At 69.5% G+C, this 22385-nt stretch carries 16 protein-coding genes; 5 read left to right on the forward strand and 11 right to left on the reverse strand.

The genetic code is table 11. The annotated features are described in order from the left end of the window. Positions 1–33: 33 nt before the first annotated feature. A complete protein-coding gene (locus M8231_RS14035; RefSeq protein ID WP_250201744.1) occupies positions 34–1926 on the reverse strand; it encodes a ribonucleoside-diphosphate reductase subunit alpha in 1893 nt (630 codons plus the stop codon). A 272-nt stretch (positions 1927–2198) separates the two neighbouring features. Here M8231_RS14035 and M8231_RS14040 point away from each other — a divergent pair, with 272 nt between their 5' ends. Genes M8231_RS14040 through M8231_RS14050 form a run of 3 tightly spaced genes read left to right on the forward strand, consistent with a single transcriptional unit; the run spans position 2199 to position 5208 of the window. Beyond that, a complete protein-coding gene (locus M8231_RS14040; RefSeq protein WP_250201745.1) occupies positions 2199–2975 on the forward strand; it encodes a phosphatase PAP2 family protein in 777 nt (258 codons plus the stop codon). A 54-nt stretch (positions 2976–3029) separates the two neighbouring features. Beyond that, positions 3030–4349, forward strand: a complete 1320-nt coding sequence (locus M8231_RS14045; RefSeq protein ID WP_250201746.1) for an acetyl-CoA hydrolase/transferase family protein — start codon at positions 3030–3032, stop codon at positions 4347–4349. Between the two features lie 58 nt (positions 4350–4407). Then, complete coding sequence (locus M8231_RS14050) at positions 4408–5208, forward strand: ABC transporter ATP-binding protein (RefSeq protein ID WP_250201747.1); 801 nt, start codon at positions 4408–4410, stop codon at positions 5206–5208. Between the two features lie 4 nt (positions 5209–5212). Here the strand turns inward: M8231_RS14050 and M8231_RS14055 are convergent, their stop codons facing one another. Further along, entirely contained in the window at positions 5213–5986 is a 774-nt protein-coding gene (locus M8231_RS14055; protein ID WP_249749445.1) for a metallophosphoesterase family protein, read from the reverse strand. Positions 5987–6004: 18 nt separating this feature from the next. Continuing rightward, a complete protein-coding gene (locus tag M8231_RS14060) occupies positions 6005–6784 on the reverse strand; it encodes a nucleotidyltransferase family protein (RefSeq protein ID WP_249749444.1) in 780 nt (259 codons plus the stop codon). 115 nt (positions 6785–6899) lie between these two features. Between M8231_RS14060 and M8231_RS14065 the strand changes: the two genes are divergently transcribed. Further along, positions 6900–9047, forward strand: a complete 2148-nt coding sequence (locus tag M8231_RS14065) for a response regulator (protein ID WP_284150792.1) — start codon at positions 6900–6902, stop codon at positions 9045–9047. A gap of 6 nt (positions 9048–9053) precedes the next feature. Here M8231_RS14065 and aguB read toward each other — a convergent pair whose 3' ends face one another. From aguB to M8231_RS14100, 5 genes are all read right to left on the reverse strand, one after another. Then, positions 9054–9917, reverse strand: a complete 864-nt coding sequence (gene aguB / locus M8231_RS14080) for an N-carbamoylputrescine amidase (protein ID WP_249749441.1) — start codon at positions 9915–9917, stop codon at positions 9054–9056. Next, a complete protein-coding gene (locus M8231_RS14085; protein WP_250201748.1) occupies positions 9914–10915 on the reverse strand; it encodes an agmatine deiminase family protein in 1002 nt (333 codons plus the stop codon). The genes aguB and M8231_RS14085 overlap by 4 nt, the downstream gene beginning before the upstream one ends. 193 nt (positions 10916–11108) lie before the next feature. Beyond that, positions 11109–13604 (reverse strand): TonB-dependent receptor, encoded by a 2496-nt coding sequence (locus M8231_RS14090; protein ID WP_250201749.1) that lies wholly within the window; start codon positions 13602–13604, stop codon positions 11109–11111. Between the two features lie 158 nt (positions 13605–13762). After that, on the reverse strand, positions 13763–15127 hold the full coding sequence (locus M8231_RS14095; protein WP_250201750.1) for a capsular biosynthesis protein: 1365 nt from the start codon (positions 15125–15127) through the stop codon (positions 13763–13765). A 273-nt stretch (positions 15128–15400) separates the two neighbouring features. Then, complete coding sequence (locus M8231_RS14100; RefSeq protein ID WP_249749438.1) at positions 15401–16543, reverse strand: OmpA family protein; 1143 nt, start codon at positions 16541–16543, stop codon at positions 15401–15403. 153 nt (positions 16544–16696) lie between these two features. Between M8231_RS14100 and M8231_RS14105 the strand changes: the two genes are divergently transcribed. Beyond that, on the forward strand, positions 16697–17602 hold the full coding sequence (locus tag M8231_RS14105) for an SDR family NAD(P)-dependent oxidoreductase (protein ID WP_249749437.1): 906 nt from the start codon (positions 16697–16699) through the stop codon (positions 17600–17602). Positions 17603–17613: 11 nt separating this feature from the next. Here M8231_RS14105 and M8231_RS14110 read toward each other — a convergent pair whose 3' ends face one another. The 3 genes from M8231_RS14110 to M8231_RS14120 form a co-directional block, all read right to left on the reverse strand. Then, positions 17614–18672 (reverse strand): helix-turn-helix domain-containing protein, encoded by a 1059-nt coding sequence (locus M8231_RS14110; protein WP_249749436.1) that lies wholly within the window; start codon positions 18670–18672, stop codon positions 17614–17616. Positions 18673–18757: 85 nt separating this feature from the next. Next, entirely contained in the window at positions 18758–21031 is a 2274-nt protein-coding gene (gene ptsP, locus M8231_RS14115) for a phosphoenolpyruvate--protein phosphotransferase (RefSeq protein WP_430641129.1), read from the reverse strand. A 40-nt stretch (positions 21032–21071) separates the two neighbouring features. Next, positions 21072–22346, reverse strand: a complete 1275-nt coding sequence (locus tag M8231_RS14120) for an aspartate kinase (protein ID WP_250201751.1) — start codon at positions 22344–22346, stop codon at positions 21072–21074. Between the last annotated feature and the right edge of the window lie 39 nt (positions 22347–22385).

A 22385-nucleotide genomic window follows, 5' to 3' on the forward strand; every position in this document is an offset into this window, starting at 1 on the left:
GCGCGGGGCCCCGTCGGTCGCGGCCGTCAGGTCTTACTGACAGGCCAGGCATTCATCGTAGTCGGTCTTGGGCAGGGCGAAGAGATCGGGCTGGTTGGGGTCGATCTCGTCGGTCTTCTTGTCCTCGGCGCCGGCGAAGGCGGCGCGCTGCACCGACTTGGAGCGCAGGTAGTAGAGCGACTTCACGCCCCGCTCCCACGCCGACCAGTGCAGCATGTGCAGGTCCCACTTGTTGACGTCGCCGGGGATGAACAGGTTCAGCGACTGGGCCTGGCAGATTTCCGGCGCGCGGTCGGCGGCCAGTTCGACCACCCAGCGCTGGTCCAGTTCGAAGGCGGTCTTGAACACGCCCTTCTCGTCCTCGGTCAGGGCGTCGATGTGCTGGACCGAGCCTTCGTGCTCCAGGATGGAGGACCACACCGCCTCGGTGTTGATCCCCTTCTCGTCCAGCAGGCGCTCCAGATAGGGGTTCTTGACCGCGAACGAGCCCGACAGGGTCTTGTGGGTGTAGATGTTGGCCGGGATCGGCTCGATGCCCGCCGAGGTTCCGCCGCAGATGATGCTGATCGAGGCGGTCGGGGCGATGGCCATCTTGTGGCTGAACCGCTCCATCACGCCGCGCTCCTCGGCGTCCAGGCAGGGGCCCTTCTCCTCGGCCAGCAGGCGGCTGGCCTTGTCGGCCTCGCGGCGCAGGTGCTTGAACAGGCGCATGTTCCACGACTTGGCCATGGCGCTTTCGAAGGCCACGCCCTGCGACTGCAGGAAGGAGTGGAAGCCCATCAGGCCCAGGCCCACCGACCGTTCGCGCTTGGCCGAATAGACGGCGGCGGCCATCGACGGCGGGGCGCGGCGGATGAAGTCTTCCAGCACATTGTCCAGGAAGCGCATCACGTCCTCGACGAAGCGCGGCTCCTCGCGCCATTCCAGGAAGGTCTCGGCGTTGACCGACGACAGGCAGCAGACGGCGGTGCGGTCCACGCCCAGGTGGTCGCGGCCGGTGTGCAGCATGATCTCGGCGCACAGGTTCGACTGCTTGACCTTCAGGCCCAGGTCGCGCTGGTGCGGGGCCAGCTGGCGGTTCACCGTGTCCGAGAAGATCATGTAGGGCTCGCCGGTCTGCATCCGGATGTCGAGCAGCTTGGTCCACAGCGAGCGGGCGTCGACGGTCTTCATGACCTCGCCGGTCTTGGGCGACTTCAGGTCGAAGGTGGAGCCGACCTTCACCGCCTCCATGAATTCATCGGTGATGTTGACGCCGTGGTGCAGGTTCAGCGAGCGGCGGTTGAAGTCGCCCGAAGGCTTGCGGATCTCCAGGAATTCCTCGATCTCCGGGTGGTGGATGTCCAGATAGACGGCCGCCGAGCCGCGGCGCAGCGAGCCCTGCGAAATCGCCAGGGTCAGGCTGTCCATCACGCGGATGAAGGGGATGATGCCCGAGGTCTTGCCCGCGCCCTTGACCTTTTCGCCGATGGAGCGGACGCCGCCCCAATAGGTGCCGATGCCGCCGCCGTTGGACGCCAGGGCCACGTTCTCGTTCCAGACGTTCTGGATGCCGTCCAGCGAGTCGCCCACCGCGTTCAGGAAGCAGGAGATGGGCAGGCCGCGATCCGCGCCGCCGTTCGACAGCACCGGGGTGGCGGGCATGAACCACAGGCGGCTCATGTAGTCGTACAGGCGCTGGGCGTGGTCGGCGTCGTCCGAGAAGGCGGTCGAGACCCGGGCGAACATGTCCTGATAGCTTTCGCCCGGCAGCAGGTAGCGGTCTTCCAGCGTCTTCTTGCCGAAATCGGTCAGCAGGGCGTCGCGCGAGCGGTCCACCTGCACCGACCGGACCACCGTCAGATGGGGCCGATCCGGCGCCGGCGTCGCCGCAACGCCTTGGAATTCCGTCGTCTTCAACGCCTCGCCGCCAGCCATGACCGTCATTGCCCTGAACAAAAAACCAAGTGATGCCGCCTGCGCCGCAACCACTGTATCTTGTGGCCGCCGCGCTTTCTGAACCCACATATGGGGCGCAGATGGCTAACGACCCGTCAACGGGCTTGACGATCACTTTGTGAACGAATCGGTCGGACAACCTTGCGCCGGCTGGGGAAAACCGCCGATTCAAGCCAGCGAAGGTTTGACGACGGCGTGTTCACGAACGCGTGATCGGGGTCGAGACGGAACGGAGGTTCCAGCTTGACCGTTCGCAGGCCATGACCCTGGATCACGCCCGTCGTTTCTTCATCCGCGCCCTGACGCTTGCGAGGGCCGAGTTCGCGGTCCTGGCGGCGCTGATGGTGGCCGCGATCGGGGTGATGACCTTCGCCGAGGTGGCCGACGACATGACCGAGGCGGACGGCCAGGCCTTCGACCAATGGGTCCTGGCGGCGATGCGCCCCTACGCCGACGACCCCGGCCGGCCCTGGGGGCCGTGGTGGCTGAAGGAGGCGGCGGCCGACATCACCTCGCTGGGGGGCATATCGGTGCTGGGGCTGTTCGCCCTGATCGTGATCCTGTTCCTGCTGAGCCAGAGGAAATGGCTGTCGTCGGTGCTGCTGGCGGCGGGCCTGGCCGGCGGCGTGGCGCTGAGCGAAGGCCTCAAGGCGGTGTTCGAGCGCGAGCGGCCGCCGCTGGCGGCCCGGGCGGTCGAGACGATCAACGCCAGCTTCCCCTCGGGCCACGCCCTGCTGTCCACGGTCTTCTACCTCAGCGTCGCGGTGATGCTGACCCGGGCCTTTCCGCGCCGCCGGTTCAAGGTGTTCGTGCTCGGCGTCGGCGTGGTGCTGGCGGTCCTGGTGGGGCTGACGCGCGTCTATCTGGGCGCGCACTGGGCCTCGGACGTCCTGGCCGGCTGGGCGGTCGGGGCCGCCTGGGCCATGGTCCTGTGGCTGATCGCCCATGCCGCCGCCCGCTTCCAGAAAGCGCATCACGCCCCGCTTCAGGATGCGCCCTCGCCGGTCGACCCCGACGCCGATCCGACGAAAGTCTAGGCGGCGCCGCCCCGCTTCGGCGCATAAGCCCAGTCACCACCGCCGGAGATCGCCATGGACGCCAAAGCCCTGTACGCAGAACGTCTGATGACCGCCGAGGCGGCCGCCCGTCTGGTGCGCTCGGGCGCCAAAGCGGCGATGGGCCTGGGCGTGTCCCAGCCCCCGGCGCTGCTGGCGGCCCTGGCCGCGCGGGCCGAACGCGGCGAGGTCGAGGACGTCAACCTCTACTATCTGCTGAGCACCGCGATCGCCGGCGAGACGGTGTTGCGATACGAGCTGATGGACCGCATCCGGCCCTGGAGCCTGTTCCATAGCGCGGTCGAGCGGCGGCTGGAGCAGCGCGCCGCCGAGGAAGGACGGCCCAATCCGGTGCAGTTCATCCCCACCGGCTTCCAGCAGTCGCCGCGCGTGCTGTGCGACGAGGTCGGGGTCGACACCCTGATCTGCACCGTCTCGCCGATAGACGAGGACGGCTATTTCTCGTTCGGCACCAACACCGACTACGCCAAGCCCGTGTCGGAGACGGCGCGCACGCTGCTGCTGGAGGTCAATCCGCACATGCCGCGCGTGTTCGGCGACTGCACCGTCCATGTCTCTCGGGTGACGGCGGTGGTGGAGAACGCGGCCCCCCTGCTGGAAATCCCCAAGGCCCAGCCCCAGCCCGCCGACCGCGCCATCGGCGAGATCATCGCCGGCCTGGTCGAGGACGGCGCCACCCTGCAGATGGGCATCGGCGCCCTGCCCAACGCCGTGTGCGACGCCCTGAGGGACCACCGCGACCTGGGCGTTCATACCGAGATGCTGACCCCCGGCCTGGTCGAGCTGATGCAGGCGGGCGTGGCGAACCACGCGAGCAAGACCCTGCACCCCGGCGTCGGCGTCTTCGCCTTCTCGATGGGCGACCGCAACACCTACGGCTTCCTGGACGGCAACCGCGCGATGGAGGCCCGTCCCGTGTCCTACGTCAACGATCCGGCGGTGATCGCGCGCAACGCGCGGATGGTGTCGGTCAACGCCACCCTGCAGATCGATCTGTCGGGGGCCTGCTGCTCGGAATATCTGAACGGGCGCCAGTTCACCGCCGCCGGGGGCCAGCTGGACTTCGTGCGCGGGGCCTACGCCTCGGAAGGGGGCAGGTCGATCATCGCCTGCCATTCGACCGCGGCAAAGGGCGCGGCCTCGCGCATCGTCGCCCGGCTGGACGGGCCGGTGACGACGCCGCGCAACGACACCCACATCGTCGTGACCGAGCACGGCTGGGCCAATCTGAAAGGCCTGTCGACCAGCCAGCGCGCCCGCGCCCTGATCGCCCTGGCCGACCCGGCCTTCCGCGAGGGTCTGGAGCGCGACGCGCGCGATCAGGGCCTGATCTGAGCGTTTTCGCCTCGCCCCCCGGCTTCCCCGCGGGCAGGTTCGGGCTTAGGTCCGCGCCATGACCGACCCGCTGCTGGAAATCGAGGATGTGCGCGTCGCGCGGGGCGCCGGGCGGCCGATGCTGGACGGCGTGGACCTGACGATCCCGCTGGGCCGTCACACCGCCATCCTGGGGCGCAACGGCTCGGGCAAGTCCACCCTGGTCAAGCTGGTGACGCGCCAGCTCTATCCGACCGCGGGGCCGGACGGCGCGCCGGGACGGGTCCGCATCTTCGGGCGGGAGGCGTGGGACGTGTTCGAGCTGCGCCGGATGCTGGGGGTGGTGTCGCCCGCGCTGCAGACCGACTACGCCGGCGAGGATCGGCTGGAGGTGTTCGACGCCGTTGTCTCCGGCTTCTTCGCCGCGCGCGGCGTGTGGAACCACGCGGTCACCGAACCGATGCGCCGCGCCAGCCGCGAGGCGCTGGAACGGATGGGCGCGGGCCATCTGATCGGGCGAGAGATGGCGTCCTTGTCGACCGGCGAGGCGCGGCGGGTCCTGATCGCCCGCGCCCTCACGCACCGCCCGCGCGCCCTGTTGCTGGACGAGCCGTGCGCCGGCCTGGATCCGGCGACCCGGCGGCTGTTCCTGGAGACGCTGCGCGAGGTGGCCCGCGACGGCGTGACCCTGGTGCTGGTCACCCACCATGTCGAGGAGATCCTGCCCGAGATCGGCCATCTGGTGCTGCTGCGCGAGGGCCGCGTCCTGGCCGAGGGCGCCAAGGCCGAACTGCTGACCGGCGCGGTGCTGAGCGACCTGTTCGGCATGGCGACGACGGTGGAGCGCCGCGGGGACTGGTCCTGGGCGCACCTGGACTGAGGCCTCAGACCTCGAACACCCGGTAGGGAAGGTCGCCCAGGGTGCGCAACACCGGCAGGGCGACGTTATAGACCGGCACCCCGCGATGGGTCCGCCCCTCCGGCCCGCCCCGGTGGGCGTGGCCGTGCACGACCAGGCTGACGTTGTCGTAGCGGTCGATGGTCTCCGCCAGCCGCGACGAGCCCAGGAAGGCGTGGATTTCCGGCGGTTCGCCGATCACCGTCTCGACCACCGGCGCATAGTGCAACAGCACCACCGAGCGTTCGGTGCGCAGCATCCGGATCGAATTCTCGATCAGATTGGCGTCCTCCACCGCCTCCTGCACGAAGCGCTTGATGGAGTCCTCGCCGAAGGACGACAGCATGTAGCGGCCGAAACCGCCGACGAAGCCCTTGCCGCCGGCGAAGCCGACGCCGTCGATCTCATAGGCCTGGCCGGTCAGCATCTTCACGCCCGCGTCGCACAGCATCTGGACCACATGGTCGGGCTGGCCGCATTCGTGCTCGTGATTGCCCAGGACGCCGACCATCGGGATGCGGCACAGCCTGAGGTCTTCCAGCAGCCGTTCGACCTCGCCGGTCTTGCCGTAGTTGGTCAGGTCGCCGCACAGGCACAGCACGTCGGCGTCGTCCGCCACCCGTTCGAACAGGTCGCGATAGGCCCGCTGGGACGTTTCTCCCACGTGCAGGTCGCCGACGGCGGCGACGCGCATCTTCCTGCCGGGTCCGGGCTCCAGGCCTGGCTGGGGCGTCTGGGGATCGTTCGGCGTTTCCGCCATCGCGCGCTCCTTGGTTTCTCAGTTCACCGGATCGTGGCGTTCCTCCAGCCCCTTGCCGACCACGTCGCCGAAGCCCCATTCGGCGACGTCGGCGACATAGTCGCGCGGGCTGAACAGCCGGCCGCGACAGACCTTCACCCGCGGCGGCGGCAGGTCGATCTGGGCCTGGAGACGCTCGGTCAGCTCCTCCATCAGCCAGCGCGGCACCCGGTCGCGCTCGGTCGGATAGGCGAAGCGGAAGTTCAGCAGGTGCGAGGCCAGCACCTCCCAGTACAGGTCCATCTGGTCCAGCAGCGACTTCCAGTCGATGGCCTCGGACTGCTTCAGGATGACGTGGTTCACGTCGGCCCCGTCGTAGCGGTAGCGGTCCTGGATGAAGACCTTGGACAGGATCAGGGCGGTCGGCGGCGTGATCCTGACCTCATGACCATAGACGGTGATCGAATCCTCGCTGAACCAGCTGTCGGACACGGCGATAGTGCCGTTGGACATGGCGAAGATCACGTCGAAGAAGTGTTTTTCGTCCTTCCAGACCTTGGCGATCCAGCGCTCGTCCTCGACGTCGGTGCGGTAGCCGCGGGCCTGGAAGAAGGCCAGGATGCGGGGGTAGTCGCCCGGCTTGCAGAAGACGTCCAGATCCTTGGTCGGCCGCCGGATGCCGGTATAGGCGGTCACGGCGTACGTCCCGGAAAGCAGGAACGGGATGCCCGATTCCTTGAGCAGCTTCAGGCTCTCCTCATAGAAGGCCAGGGCGTCGGCGGGCGGTTCGAAGGTCGGTTCGGCGATGACGTCGGACATGGTTCGCCCCTCCTCGGCGAGGGCTTGAGAACGGCGAGGCCGGTTCGCCGGTTCCGCAAATCTACGTAGTCGCGCCGAAACCGAAATCTTAAGACCTGCGCGCCAGGGTGGCCCCATGAGCCTGGGGAGGGTGAAGTTCGGACGCGGCCGCTGGCGGCTTTTCCGCCACGACGCCGGCCGTGCGGCGGGTCCGCCGCCCCTGGCCTATGTCGTGCTATACGTCGGCGCCCAGCTGGTCGGCCACTGGAGCATGGAAGTCTTCGGCGCCACCGTGCTGTGGCTGGCCAACGCCGTGCTGCTGGCGGCCCTGCTTCAGCTGCACCGCCGCCCGGCCCTGCTGGTGACGGCCGCCTGCGTCGGCATCAATGTCGCGGCCAATGTGGCGCGGGGCGATCCGCCCGCCTTCGTCTGGATCAACGCCGGGCTGAACCTGATCCAGGTCGCGGTCGCCGCCGTCCTGGCGCGGCGGTTCTGCGGCGCGGCCCTGGACATGCGCCGGCCCAAACGCCTGTTGCGCTTCGTGCTGCTGGCGGTGGCGCCGGCCGTGGCGCTGAGCACCCTGCTGGCGGGGATGTTCGCGGTCTGGGCCGGACGCCTGCCCATGGGCACCCTGGGCTTCCGGCTGCATCATCTGTTCGACATGGAACTGCTGGCCATGGCCATCGTCGCGCCGTCGCTGCTGCTGCTGGCGCGCGCGCATCGGTTCCGCGAGGACGCCCAGGCCTCGGCCGCCGAGGTGGCGGCCCTGCTGACCCTGCTGGCGGTCGTCTGCCTGTGGGTGTTCGGCCAGACCTCGGCGCCGATCCTGTTCATGGCCTTTCCGCCGCTGATCCTGCTGGCCTTCAGGCTGTCGCCCCCATGGACGGCCGCGGCGGTCATGATGGTCGGCGCGATCGGGGGCGCGGCGACCCTGACGGGCCACGGGCCGGCGATGCTGACGCGGCTGTCCGAAGATCCGCACCTGGCCAGCGTGCCCGTGATCATGCGGCAGCTGAACGTGTTTCACCTGTTCCTGCTGGCGGTCGTCGGCACGGCCCTGCCCATCACCACCCTGTCCAGCGAGCGCCGACGCCTGGTCGCGCGCCTGCGCAGCCGCACCCACGCGGCCGTGGAGGCGCGGCTGCGCGCCGAACAGGCCGACGCCGCCAAGTCCCGTTTCCTGGCCTTGATGAGCCATGAGATGCGCACGCCGCTGACCGGCGTGACCGGCTACGCCGACCTGCTGTCGCGCCGTCCGTCGCTGGACGCCGAGGGCCGGCGCCAGGTCGAGGCGGTGCGCCAGTGCGGCGAGGCCATGCTGCGCCTGGTCGAGGATCTGCTGGAGGTCTCACGCGGCGGCGACGAGGTGGTCCTGGCCCCGGTCGACGTGCGCGACCTGATGCAGACGGCCACGGCGCCCGCGTTCGAATGGGCCGAGATCCGGGGCCTGGATCACCGTCTGACCCTGGCGCCGGAGGCCGAGGGCGCCGCCTCCATCGACGCGCGGCGCCTGCGCCAGATCGTCCATCACCTGACGCTGAACGCGGCCAAGTTCACCAGCAAGGGCTCGATCAGCGTGACCGTCGATCGCCTGGACGACCGGCTGCGCGTGACGGTGGCCGACACCGGCTGCGGCATGCCCCCCGAGACGCTGGCCGGCCTGTTCCGCCTGTTCGAGCAGGCCGACGCCTCCACCAGCCGGGCGCACGAGGGCGCCGGGGTCGGCCTGGTCCTGGCCAAGGGTCACATCGACCGTCTGGGCGGCACGCTGTCGGTGGAGAGCCAGCAGGGCCGCGGGTCGGTCTTCACCGTGGAGATCCCCGCCCCGGCGGCGGCCTCGCCCCAGGCGACCGCGACGGACGATCCGCCGGAGCGCCGGATGCGGGTGCTGATCGTCGACGATCACCCCGTGAACCGCGACCTGTTGCGGATCATGATGCAGGCCGCCGATTGCGACGTGTTCGAGGCCGCCGACGGGCGCGAGGCGCTGGACGCCGTGGCCGCCCGGCCGCTGGACCTGGTGCTGATGGACGTGCGGATGCCGGGCATGGACGGGCTGGCGGCGACGCGGGCGATCCGCGCCCTGGCCGCGCCGGCGCGGGACATCCCCGTCCTGGCGGTGACCGCCGACGCCATGCCCGAGGACGCCGCCCGGTGCCTGGCGGCGGGCATGGACGGGCACCTGCCCAAGCCGGTGACCCAGGCGCGTCTGTACGAGGCCGTCAACGCCGCCCTGGAACAGGCCGCCGTCCGGCAGACGGCGCAGGACGTGCGCGCCGCCTGATTCGGTTCAGCGCGGTCCCAGCAGAGGGCCGTACAAGTCCGTGCGTCGGTCGCGGAAGAAGCCCCACGCCGCGCGGTGCCGGTCCAGGAAGTCCAGGTCGAACGCGTGGACCAGCACGCCTTCGTCTTCCTTGCCCAGGCTCTCGACCAGGTCGCCGCGATGGTCGGCGATGAAGGAGTGGCCGTAGAAGGTCTGGCCCGCCTCGGTGACCTGCTCGTGGCCGATGCGGTTGGCGCCGACCACCGGCACGACGTTGGACACGGCATGGCCCTGCATGGCGCGCCGCCACGGCTCGGCGGTGTCCAGGCTGTCGTCGTGCGGCTCGGTGCCGATGGCGGTCGGGTACATCAGCACCTCGGCCCCCTGCAGCATCATCGCGCGCGCCGTCTCGGGGTACCACTGGTCCCAGCAGATGCCGACGCCGACCCGGCCGAAGCGGGTCTTCCAGACCTTGAAGCCGGTGTCGCCGGGCCGGAAGTAGTATTTTTCCTGATAGCCGGGGCCGTCGGGGATGTGGCTCTTGCGATAGACGCCCAGCGCCTCTCCGTCCGCATCCAGCATGACCAGGGAGTTGTAGTACTGCGGCCCGTCGCGCTCGAAGATCGAGACCGGGATGGCCACGCCCAGCTCCCTGGCCACCGGCGCCAGCTGGGTCACGCACGGATGCTCGCGCCATTCATAGGCGTGGCCGAACCAGTGCTCCTCCTGCGAGACGCAGAAATACGGCCCCTGGAACAGCTCCGACGGCAGGATCACCTGCGCGCCCTTGTCCGCCGCCTGACGGATCAGATCGACGGTCTTGTCGATGTTGACCTGAAGGTCGTCGCCATAGGAGGTCTGGATGGCGGCGACGGAGATCGTGCGGGTCATGCCGGCTCCTGCTGGGAGATGCAGTGGAACGAGCCGCCGCCGGTCAGGATGGCCAGCGACGGAAGGGGGATGACGTCCCGGTCGGGATAAACGGTCTTAAGCGCTTCGCAGGCCAGACGAGCGGCGGTCTCGTCGCCGTAGCTGGGCACGATCACCGCGCCGTTGGCGATGAGGAAGTTCATGTGGCTGGCCGGGATGGGGCGTTCGTCCTCGTCCAGGACCAGGCCCGGCGAGGGGATGCGCAGCACCTTCAGCGGGCGTCCCTCGGCGTCGGTCGCGGCGTGCAGATCGCGCGCCGCAGCGTCATAGACCTCGGCGTTCGGGTCCTTCCGGCCCCAGGCGACCGGGCAGGCGACCACGCCCGGCGCGACGAAGCGGGCCAGGTTGTCGACATGGCCGTCGGTGTGGTCGTTCAGCAGGCCGTCGCCCAGCCAGACCACCTTGCGCGCGCCGACCGCCTGGGCCAGCGCCGCCTCGGCCGCATCCTGCGTCCAGCCGGGATTGCGGTTGGGGTTTAGCAGGCACTGGCGGGTCGTCAGGACCGTGCCCGCCCCGTCGTGGTCCAGGGCGCCGCCCTCCATCACCACGTCATGTCGCGTCAGGGGAACGCCGGCGCGCGCGCCGATCTGGTCGGCGACCTCGTCGTCGTGGGGCAGGTCGTACTTGCCGCCCCAGCCGTTGAAGCGGAAGGCCTGGGCCGTCGTGGAGCCCGCGCCGAAGATCGGCCCGGTGTCGCGCAGCCAGATGTCGCCGAACCGGCCGGCCACGACCTCCACGCCCGCCACGCCGTCGAAGCGGGCGCGGGCGTCGGCCAGCGCCGCCTCGTTTCCGACCATCAGCCGAACCTGCTCCCGGCCCGGCCCCGCCAGGGCGCGCACCAGGGCCTCGACCTCGGCCTGGGCCGGTTCGAGGTTGTCTTCCCACAGCTCGCCGTGGCTGGGCCAGCCGACCCACAGGGCGCGATGCGGGGACCATTCGGCGGGGATGGGCGCGGTCATTCAGGCGTCCTCATGAGGGTCTTAACGCGGAGCCGCGCCATATGGCCCCAAGCGCCCCGGACTTCAACGCCCGGCAGCCGCGCATGACCTCCCGGCAGGGCCTCAGGCAGCGCGACCGCGCGATAGGCCCCGCAAGAAAAGAAAGGGCGGCCCGTCGCCGGACCGCCCTTCCCTGCTCTGCTTTTCGTCCGCCTTAGAAGGCGTAGCGCAGCGTGGCCATGACCGTGCGGTACGGGCCGGTGCCCGCGAACGGACGGCTGTAGCCCGGCTGGCCCGGCGTGGCCGAGGTGCGGGTGCCCAGGTTCACGAAATACTCTTCGTCGAACAGGTTGGTCACGTTGAACTGCAGATAGGTGCCCTCGAAGCCCAGCGGCGCGAAGTCGAAGCGGGCGTCCAGGTCCACCACCGTATAGGCGTCGACCTTCAGGTCGTTCACGTCGGTGACCCAGCGCTCGCCGACGTACTTGCCCTGGATGCCGGCCGAGAACACGTCGTTGAAGTCATAGGCCGCGCGCAGGGCGAAGGTCTCGCTCGGCGTCTCGACCAGTTCCTTGCCCTTGGTGGCGGCGATCTGGCCGGTGGCGTTCAGGACGTAGTCGTCCTGCAGTTCGCTGTCGAGGAACGAGGCCGAAGCGTAGAGGCTCAGGCGTTCGATCGGTTCCCAACCCACCGACGCGTCGATGCCCATGGTCTCCACCGAACCGACGTTGCGGTCCACGAAGGTGCCCAGGTCTTCGTCGTAGGTGTTGACGATGCGGTTGTCGAACTGGTTGCGGTAGGCGGCGGCCTGGATGATCAGGCCCGGCGCGTTCAGGCGGTAGCCCAGCTCGAAGTTCTGGCTGGTTTCCGGCTGCACGGTCGGGTTGCCGATCGAGCCGTCCGGCAGGCGAACGACCGTATAGAGGCTGTCCGTGCGCGGCGCCGACAGGCTTTCCGCATAGGAGGCGTAGACCGACTGGCCCTGGCCGAAGCGGTAGACGGCGCCCACGTTCGGCAGGATGTCGTCGAACTTCTTCGTGGCTTCATACGGCGCGATGTATTGCGTCGAGCTGCCGGCGAAGGTGACGTTGCCATTGGCCAGGGTCGCGTTGGGGACCTGCGAGGTGCAGAGCACGTTCGACGAGGCGTTCTGCGAGTAGCAGTACTGGTTCAGCTCACGCTCGAAGAAGGGCGCGCGCACGCCGATGTTCACCGTCACCGCGTCGTTCATGAAGTTGCCGCGGTATTCGGCGGCGAACTGGTTCAGCATGGCGTAGGACAGACGGTTACGCGCCTGCAGGGCGAAGCCGTCCAGGTTGACGACCCGGTTGTCGTGGTCGTTGCGACCGCCGAACTCGTCGACGAAGCGCGGCGAGGACGGGTCCGAGAAGTCGATGTAGCCGTAGTCGCCGGTCTGACGGTGACGGCCCCAGTCCAGCGTATAGGCGGCGCGCAGCTGGTGATCGTCGTTCAGGTTCCAGATCAGCGAGCTGTTGACGCCATAGCGGTGGGTGTTGGTGTTCGACGGGTTCATGACCCGCACCTGGTCCAGAATGTCGCCGTCGCCGTTCAGGTCGACGCCGCCGGTCGTCTGGGTGCCGCGCAGCAGCGAGCTGTTCTCGGCCAGCACGGTGTTCTGGGTGCCGCCGTTGGCCAGGGTGTACTGGAACGACGGGTCGAAGGTGAAGATCAGGCCTTCGGCCAGGGTGAAGCGCGAGTTCAGGCGCACGTTGCCCGTGTTCGACGGGTTGATGCGCAGGCCATAGTAGTTGTTGTTCGACGACGGATCGACGTCGGCCACGCCCGGACGAACCGGAACCGGGTTGTAGGTGCGGGTGAAGTCGGTGTCGAAGGGCTCGTCCACGCAGACCTGGGTCTGGGCGACGTCGCAGAAGCCGGTCGCGGTGCCCAGGTTCGGGCCCAGGTACGAGTTGTTGCGGTTCTCGTTGTAGTGACCCGACAGGGCGACGAAGTCGCCGTTGTCGCCGACCGGCTGGTAGATGCGGAAGTTGTACTGGGTCTTGTTCAGTTCGCCCAGGCCCTTGAACTTGTCATAGGTCTGGTCCGAAACCGCGAACCAGGCCGAGGTGCCCCACGGACCGATCTCGCCGGTGTCGATCAGGCCCATGAAGCGGCGATAGTTGAAGCTGCCGCCCGAGGCCTGGAGCCAGCCGCCGAAGTCCGCGGCGGGACGGCGGGTGGTGTAGTTGATGGTGCCGCCGGTGGCCGAGGCGGTCGGGCTGTCGACGTCGGTCGTGCCGGTGTTGACCGAAGCGCGCTCGATCAGTTCCGGATCCAGCTGCTGGTTGGTGTAGGTGGCGTAGTTGCCGGTGTCGTTCAGCGGGATGCCGTCGAACGTCAGCGAGACGCGGTTGCCGTCGAAGCCGCGCAGGCGGATGTTGCCGCCCGACGAGCCGTAGGGGTCGGCGTTGGTGAAGTTTAGGCCCGGCGTCAGGTTCAGGGTCTGCAGGATCGTCTGGCCAGCGGCCTGGCGGGAGATGAACTCCTGGGTCACCGACGACCGCGTCTTGGTGACGGTCTCGGCGACGATCGAGCCGTCGGTGGTGCGCGGCCCGCGCGCGCCGGTGACGACGACTTCCTGGACTTCGGTCGCTTCCGTACCCGTCGATTGGGCCGAGGCGGCGCCGGCCGCGACGAGGGCGCCCGTGAGGGCCGTGGTCGCCCAGAACAGGCGTTTGCGGTTCATCATCTCATCTATCCCCAGATGGCGGGCGTCGGCCCGAGGCGGCGGGCGGGGTCGCCCGTCGAAATCGCGCTCCCTCTAAGCCCTCTCTCGGAATGCTAGGCGACAGATATGTGACGGCGCCATGACAGCGGCCGAGGGTGACGCTGGCGCCACACCTGTGCTCAGTCGGCGGCCTTTTCGAACACGGCGGCGACCCCTGCGGCGGTGACCTTCATCGCGCGCGGTTCGTGGTAATTTCCGTTCACCTGGGTCTGGGCGATCACATGGGCCCGGAAGCGTGTGAACAGCCCGGGGTCCGGGGCCTGGGGGGCGGTCCAGAACGTATCCATCTCGCCCTGATGGGTCAGGCCGTCGAAGTCGAAGAAGGCGTCGCCCAGCACCTTGACCGGCGTCTGGAAGCCCAGGGCCGACAGGGCGGCGCTGGAGTTGTTGACGACCATGCCGCGCGACGCGCGACACAGGCGCGCCAGGTTGCCGCCGTCGATGAAGTCGACCCGATCCTGCACCCCCCGCTCCACCGCCAGGCGGCGGGTGACCCGTTCCAGGTCGACGAGACCGGGATCCAGGGGATGGTTCTTGACCAGCAGCCGGCAGTCGGCGGGCGCGGACGCCGCGAAGCTGCGCACCACCGCGGCCAGGAAGGCGGTGTTGTCGGCGTAACGCGAATAGCGCAGCAACTGCGCGTCGCCCTCGCGCTGCAGGCAGGCCAGGAAGAACGGACCGCGCGCCGCCACCTGGTCGATGGCGTCGTCGGCGGACCCGCGCACCATCAGGCCGAAATAGCGCCGGATGTGGCCGACGCACTGTCGCCAGGGCGAGGCCGTGTAATGATTGGCGTGCCGGGGGAAGGCGAACGAGCCGATCCCCTGCGCGATGTGATACAGGCTGATGTTGGCCACGTGATGGGGCAGGATCCGGCCCACGGGGCGCACTTCAGGAATCTCCGGCCCCGGCGCGGGATAGCCCTCGCGGAAACGCGGCAGGCCGCTGGAGGCGTTGACGCCGTTGCGCTCGACCGTGATCCAGTCGGGGCGGAAATAGCCGTTCTCCAGCACCCAGACCCGGGCGGACAGCGTTTCGCCGAGCGCCAGGACGGCGCGATTGTAGGGTCCGCCTTCGCCGAACAGGATCACGTCGGTGTAGTCGGACAGCACGGCCGCCGCGCGCGCGCGCCACGCCTCGGCCGAGGCCTTGAAGGCCACGCCGCCGGGACGCCGCCAGTTCAGCGCGTCGCCGGCGTTGAAGATCATCCGGCGCACCTCGGCGCCGCGCGCCTCCAGCACGTCGCCCAACGCCATGCCGAATCCGCCGAACGGCGCGCTGACGATCAGAAACCGGCGGCCGCGCAGGCCGACGCCCGGAGCCTTGGGAAACGGCAGAGGGCGCGAGGGGACGGTCGACGCTTCCAGCGTTCGGAGGGCGCCGTTGCGGGGCCCGGACAGGTTTCGGACGTCGGCGGTCCCCCGCAGCCGGTATCGCCGACGCCGGCGACCGGACAGGGCTCTCGACGTTCGGAGATCAACCATGCCTGAATACGGACCCCGGTGAAACGATCGAGAGGCGGCGTCCACGACAGCCGACGCACCGGCGTCGGCCTTCCCGCCATCCGACCCTTTTGGCTCTTGAGACGACCGGGATCAACCTGAAAATGTGAAAACTCTTTATCTTCAACGTGATCCGGCCACAATGCAGGAAAGCGCACCGCCCCGAACCAGAGACGGTGCGCTTCCGAGCAGGTCGACGCCTTCGTTTTCCGCCGGGTCGCGGTTCCTTTCGGGACCGCGACCCGTGATGCGGTTTTAGAAGTTGATGTCGATGGTGGCGCGACGGTTGAGCGGCTCGCGCACGCCGTCGGCCGTGGCCTTGGCCAGCTGGGTTTCGCCCTTGCCGTCCAGGGCGATCACGCCGCCGTTGACGCCTTGAGCCACGAGGGCGTCGGCGACGGTGCGGGCGCGTCGGTTGGACAGGCCGATGTTATAGGCGGCCGAGCCGGAGGTGTCGGCGTGGCCGACGACCAGGACGCGGGTCGGACGGCCCGACTTGGCGTAGTTGGCGGCCTGGGTGACGACGGAGCGGGCTTCGGCGGTGAGGTCGGAGCGATCCCAGTCGAAATAGACCACGAACTGACGCGCCTGCGGGGTCGCCGGAGGCGGCGGCGGGGGCGGAGGCGGCGGGGGAGGCGGCGGCGGGGGCGGAGGCGGCGGCGGCGGGGGAGGCGGAGCCTCTTCGGCGCCGAAGCTGTAGCGCAGGCCCAGGGTCACGGTGTGCGACTGGTCGTAGTCGCCGTCCCATTCGCCGAAGCTGGTGCCGCCGACGGTGGCCGAATCCCACGAGGCGTCGCCCGTCAGATAGCGGTAGGTCAGGTCGATGTTGGTGCGGTCGCCGATGGCCCAGGCCAGGCCGGCGATCGCCTGGGCGGCGAACTCGGTGGAGTCATCGTCCACGGCGAAGGCGGCGCCGCGGTTGTCGCGCAGGTTGCCGACGGTCTCGGTCTGGACGCGGTTCACGCCGGCGCCGAGGCCGACGAAGGGACGCACGCCCCAGTATTCCATGCCGAAGTCGTAGATGACATTGGCCATCAGGGTGACGGACTCGATGTCGCCTTCGGGCGAATAGCAGCCGCCGGTCGCCGGGGTCAGGTTGCACAGGCCGCCGTTGCCGCTGACGGCGCGAACGGTGCCGATGTCGCCCGAGCGATAGCCGCCTTCCAGTTCGACGCGCCAGTTCGGGTTGAACCGGTAGCCGAGGCGGGCGAACGCGGCCCAACCGTCGTTGACCTCATAGTTCCAGTTGCCGCTGGTGGTCGACGACTCGGCGTTGATGTCGTCGATGATGTGGTAGCCGGCGTCCAGCGCGCCGTACCAACCGTTCGGCTCAGCCGACGCGGCGCCGGCGGAAACCAGGCTGATGACCGCGGCGGAGGCGAGAAGTTGCAGCTTCATGTGCGTCCCCTTCGAGAAAAGATACGAAACCGAGTGGCCCCGGCGTCCCGACCCGAACGGCAAGGCTGGCGCCGGGTTCCGCCATTTCGCTATGATTGCGGCGACTGTGGCGCCGTTTCAACACATTGGTTTGGTCGGAAGAGGTTAGGGACAATGGTGAATTTCGAAGGTCGCGTGGCGATCGTCACGGGCGCGGGCGGGGGCCTGGGCCGCGAGCACGCTCTGGCCCTGGCCGCGCGGGGCGCGAAGGTCGTGGTCAACGACCTGGGCGGCGCGCGCGACGGATCCGGCGGATCGGCGACGGCCGCCGAGGGCGTGGTCGCCGAGATCGAGGCCGCTGGCGGGGAAGCGATCGCCAACGCCGCCTCCGTCACGGACTACGACGCCGTCGCGGCGATGGTCGATCAGGCCATGGCCAAATGGGGCCGGATCGACATCCTGGTGAACAACGCCGGCGTCCTGCGCGACAAGACCTTCGCCAAGATGGAGCTGGAGGATTTCCGCTTCGTCGTGGACGTGCACCTGATGGGGGCGGTCAACTGCACCAAGGCGGTATGGGAGATCATGCGCCAGCAGAACTATGGCCGCATCGTCATGACCACCTCGTCGTCGGGCCTGTACGGCAACTTCGGCCAGTCCAACTACGGCGCGGCCAAGATGGCCCTGGTCGGCCTGATGCAGACCCTGTCGATCGAGGGCGCCAAGAACGACATTCGCGTCAACTGCCTGGCGCCGACCGCCCACACCCGCATGACGGAAGACCTGGGCGCGGCCTTGCCGCTGGAGGCGTTGGGGCCGGACCTGGTGACGCCGGGCCTGCTGCACCTGGTCAGCGACCAGGCGCCCAGCCGCTGCATCCTGGCCGCCGGCGCCGGCGGGTTCGAGCGGGCCTATGTCACCCTGACGCAGGGCGTGCGGATCGTCGGGGCCGACGCGCCGGAACAGGTCGCCGCCCAGTTCGACGCCATCTCCGACCGGACGGGCGAGATCGTGCCGGACATGGGCGCCGCCCAGGGCATGATCGAGCTTTCCAAGGCCCAGAAGGCCCATTCGGCCTAGGCCGCCAGGCGTCAGGTCGCCGGCGGCGGCGCGCTCTGAGCCGCCGCCGCGATCCGCGCCTGCAGCTGGGCCTGCGCCTCGGCCTGGGCGCGGGCCTGGGCCGCGGCCGTTTCGCGCGCGGACTGGGCGGCGCGGGCGTTGAGCTGCGCCAGCGGGGTCAGCACGGCCGGAAGCGCGCCGCCGTATTCGCCGTTCAGATAGACGTCGAACACGGCCGGGTCCGAGACGTCGATCGTGGCGGCGACGCCGATCGGCGCGCGCCAGGCCTCGCCCGCCGCCATCTGGCGCGCGAACAGCACCCGCCCCTCCCCGATCCGCGCCACCAGGACGCCGGGCTTCTTGGCCTGGATGATGACCTGGGAGGCGTTGGCCGGCGCGCCATAGACGGCGCCGCGCGGATTGAAGGCCTTCTGCACCGGCGGGGGCGGCGCGACGGGCGCCGCGTTCGGATCGTCCGGGTCGATCCCGGTCAGCTCCGCCTCCAGGCCGCGCGTGACATAGAGGGCCGGCACGGTCTGGTCCGGGGGCGCCGGCAGCGGCGCGCCCAGCGACACCCCCTCCTCGGTCGAGGCTTCCTGGGTCCAGGCCGGCGGCGTGGCGGTGATTTCCGAGGGGTGCGGCGCCTGCATCCGGCTGATGCGCTGGAACACGTTCCAGCCGACCACCGAGACGGCGACGGCGGCGATCACGCCGACCACAACGGGCGAATGGCGCCGCACGTCCTCGAAGGCGATGCCGACCGGCGGCTTCAGGGCGGTGGAGGTGTCAGGGCTCTCGCGCTTGAACCGTTCGATCGCCGTCTGTTCGTCCACGCCGAGGGCGCCGGCGTAGGCGCGCACATAGCCCAGGGCGAAGACGCGCGACGGCAGCGAAGACCAGTCGTTCTGCTCCAGCGCGGTCAGGAAGCGGGCGTTGACCTTGGTTTCCGCGGCCAGTTCGGCCAGCGACTTGCCCGAGGCCGCGCGCGCCCGGCGCAGGCCGTCGCCCAGGGTTTCGGCCTCAAGGAAGGCCGGCCCGGGGTCGGGCGGAAACTCGGTCATCTCGGGCGTTGCGTCCACGGTGTGCGCCATGCGCCTTGGTTCGGTCCTGAAGGAGCGGGATGGCCGCTCCTAGCATGATCCGCCGGCGACCTCCCACCGCCATTTGCGGTCAAGCTCAGACCACGACGTTCAGCTTGCGCGCCAGGGACTCGATCTCGTTGCGGACCGAGCCGGTCGACAGGTTCAGCAGATTGTTCAGGCCGCGCCGCGCCGCAGTCAGATCCGCCGACAGGATCATGCGCTTGACCGGCCCCACCCCGCCCGCGGGCGCCGACAGGCGGGTGAAGCCCAGGGTGATCAGAGCGAAGGCCTCCAGCGGGCGGCCCGCCAGCTCGCCGCAGATCGAGACCGGCGTCCCGGTGTCGGCGCAGGCCTTCTGGATGGTCTGCAGCGCCCGCAGCGCCGGCGGGGACAACGGATCGTAGCGGTCCGAGACCAGGGGATTGGTCCGGTCGGCGGCGTACATGTACTGGAACAGGTCGTTGGTGCCGATGGAGACGAAGTCCGTCAGCGGCAGCAGGGCGTCCAGGTGCCACAACAGGGACGGGCATTCGACCATCGCCCCGACGCGCAGCAGCGCCGGCAGGGGTCGGCCCCGGCGGCGCGCCCAGGCGCATTCGATGTCGACCAGTTCGCGCGCGGCGCGGAACTCGTCCACCGTGGCGATCATCGGGAACATGACGCGCAGTTCGCGCCCCGCCGCCGCCGTCAGCAGGGCGCGCAGCTGCATTCGCAAGAGGGAAGGCCGGTCCAGGCCCAGGCGGATGGCGCGCCGGCCCAGGGCGGGGTTCTCCTCCCGCTCGGCCTCCAGATAGGGCAGGACCTTGTCGCCGCCGATGTCCAGGGTGCGGAACGTCACCGGCCGATCGCCCGCGGCGTCCAGCACCAGTCGATAGAGGGCCGTCTGAGCCGTCAGGCGCGGCAGTTCGTCGGAGACCATGAACTGGAACTCGGTGCGGAACAGGCCGATGCCCTCGGCCCCCGTCTCGGCCAGGTTCTCCAGATCCACCGCCAGGCCCGCGTTGGTCAGCAGGCTGATGCGCTGGCCGTCCAGGGTGACGGCGGGGGTGTCGCGCAGCTGGGCGAACTCGGCCCGGCGCTGTTCGCGCACCGCCATGCGCGACTGCACCGCCTCCAGCATGTCGGGCCGGGGGCGCAGATAGGCCTCTCCGGTCTCGCCGTCGGCGATGACCAGGTCGCCCTCCGACAGGCGGTCGCGCAACCCCATCAGCCGGCCGACGCAGGGAATCTGCAGGGCGCGGGCGACGATGGCGGCGTGGCTGGCGGCCGAGCCCTCTTCCAGCAACAGGCCCTTCAGTTTGTCGCGCGGATATTCCAGCAGGTCGGCGGGCCCCAGGTTGCGGGCCACCAGGATGGCGTCGTCGGGCAGTTCGCGCTCGCCCGGCTTGTCGCCGGCCAGAACCCGCAACAGGCGGTTGGCCAGGTCCTCGAAGTCGTGCAGCCGTTCGCGGATATAGGGGTCGCGGGCCTGGGCGAAGCGGGCGCGGTGTTCGTTCCGGACCCGGTCCACGGCCGCCTCGGCGGTCAGGCCGTTGCGGACGGCCTCTTCCAGCGACCGGTTCCAGCCCCGGTCGTCGGCGAACATCCGATAGGTCTCCAGCACCTCGAACGAGGGACCGGCCAGCTTGCCCTGGCCGCCGTCCAGCATGGCGTCCAGCCCGCTCTTCAGCGTGGCCAGCGCCAGCTTCAGCCGCGCCTCCTCCATCGCCGGATCGTCGCTGAGCAGCTTTTCCGGCGCCAGCGGCGCCTCGTGCAGGACCGCGTGGCCGAACGCCAGGCCTTCGGCGAACCGCTGGCCTTTCAGCCGCTCGGGCCGGTGAGGCGCCACCTCGACGTCGCGCAGCTCGTCCTCGGCCAGCAGTTCGCCCGAGGCGACCGTTTCGGCCAGGACCATGGCGATGGTCTGGATGTCCTCGACCTCGTCCTCGTCGTAGCGCCGCTCGGTGCGGTTCTGCACGACCAGGACGCCGATGGCCCGTCCGCCCCGCAGCAGCGGCGCGCCCAGGAAGGCGTGGTAGGGATCTTCGCCCGTCTCGGGCCGGTAGGAGAAGCTGGGATGCGACGGCGCGTCCGACAGGCTGATTGGCTGGGCCAGGCGCGCCACCTCGCCCACCAGGCCCTCGCCCGGCCGCAGGCGGGTGTTGTGCACGGCCTCGGGGTTCAGGCCCTCGGTGGCGAACAGCTCCAGCTCGCCCGAGGCGCGGCGCAGATAGATGGAGCAGACCTCGGCCACCATCGAACGGGCGATGATGCGCACGACCATGTCGAGCCGATCCTGCGCGGGCGCGGCGCCGGCCCCCAGAGCCTCACGGATCTGGCGAAGGAGGATCCTCGGACCCCTGGTCATCGCGCCGCCTGCCGGCATCATGGCTCCCGCGCCCCGACGCTCTCGCGCCCGTTCAAATCACCTATACAGCGTCCAGCTCGTAAGCCGAATGCAGAGCCCGCACAGCCAGTTCGGCGTAGGCGGCGTCGATCAGCACGCTGATCTTGATCTCGGACGTCGAGATGGCCTGGAACTTCACGCCCTTGTCGGCCAGGGCGCGGAACATCTGCTGGGCGACGCCCGCATGGCTTCTCATGCCCACGCCGATGACCGAGACCTTGGCCACGTCCTCGTCGACGCGGATTTCCTCGAATGGCAGCTCGGCCTGAGCCGCCTTCATGATGTCGGCGGCGCGCACGGCGTCGCGGCGACCCGTGGTGAAGGTCAGGTTGACCGTCCCGGCCGTGCGCGACTGGCTCTGGACGATCATGTCGACGTTCACATTGGCCTCGGCCAGGCGGGTGAAGACGTCGGCGGGCGCGTCGACCCGGTCGGACAGGCCCAGCAGAGTGATGCGGGCCTCGTCGCGGCTCATGGTCACGCCGGACACGATGCGCTTTTCCACGATCTCCTCCTCGTCGCAGATCAGGGTGCCGCCCTTTTCGGGCAGATTTCCGGTTTCGTCAGGTTCGATGAAGCTGGACAGGACGCGCACCGGCACCTGCTTGGCCATGGCCAGCTCGACCGAGCGGGTCTGCAGCACCTTGGCCCCCAGGGACGCCATCTCCAGCATCTCTTCGTAGGAAACCTTGTTCAGCCGCCGCGCGCGGCTCTCGATGCGCGGGTCGGTCGTATAGACGCCGTCCACGTCGGTGTAGATGTCGCACGGGCAGCCCAGGGCCGCCGCCACCGCCACCGCCGAGGTGTCCGAGCCGCCCCGGCCCAGGGTCGTGATCCGGCCTTCCGGGGTCACGCCCTGGAAGCCGGGAACGACGGCGATTTCGCCGCTGTCGACGGCGGCGCCGAGCTTCTCACCGGGAATGTCGACGATGCGGGCGCGGCCGTGGGCGTCGTCGGTGACGATCGGCACCTGCCAGCCCATCCAGGACCGGGCGTTCAGCCCCATGTTCCGCAGCGTCATGGCCAGCAGGCCCGACGTCACCTGCTCGCCCGAGGCGACCACCACGTCGTATTCGTCGTCCGAAATCGGCAGGCCCCGCGCGGCCGCGCCGGCGCCGTCGGTCCAGGCCACCAGTTCGTTGGTCTTGCCCGCCATGGCCGAGACGACGACCGCGACCTTGCGCCCCTGTTTGACCTCGGCCGCCACGATGCGGGCGGCGCGGCGGATGCGCTCGAGGTCGCCCATCGAGGTTCCGCCGAACTTCATCACCAGTCGCGTCGTATCGGGCCGCGTCATCGTGGCGTTTCGCCCCCTGCTTGCATGGAACGGGCGAAG

It is taken from the genome of Brevundimonas albigilva, assembly GCF_023573565.1.
GTDB classification, from domain to species: Bacteria; Pseudomonadota; Alphaproteobacteria; order Caulobacterales; family Caulobacteraceae; genus Brevundimonas; species Brevundimonas albigilva.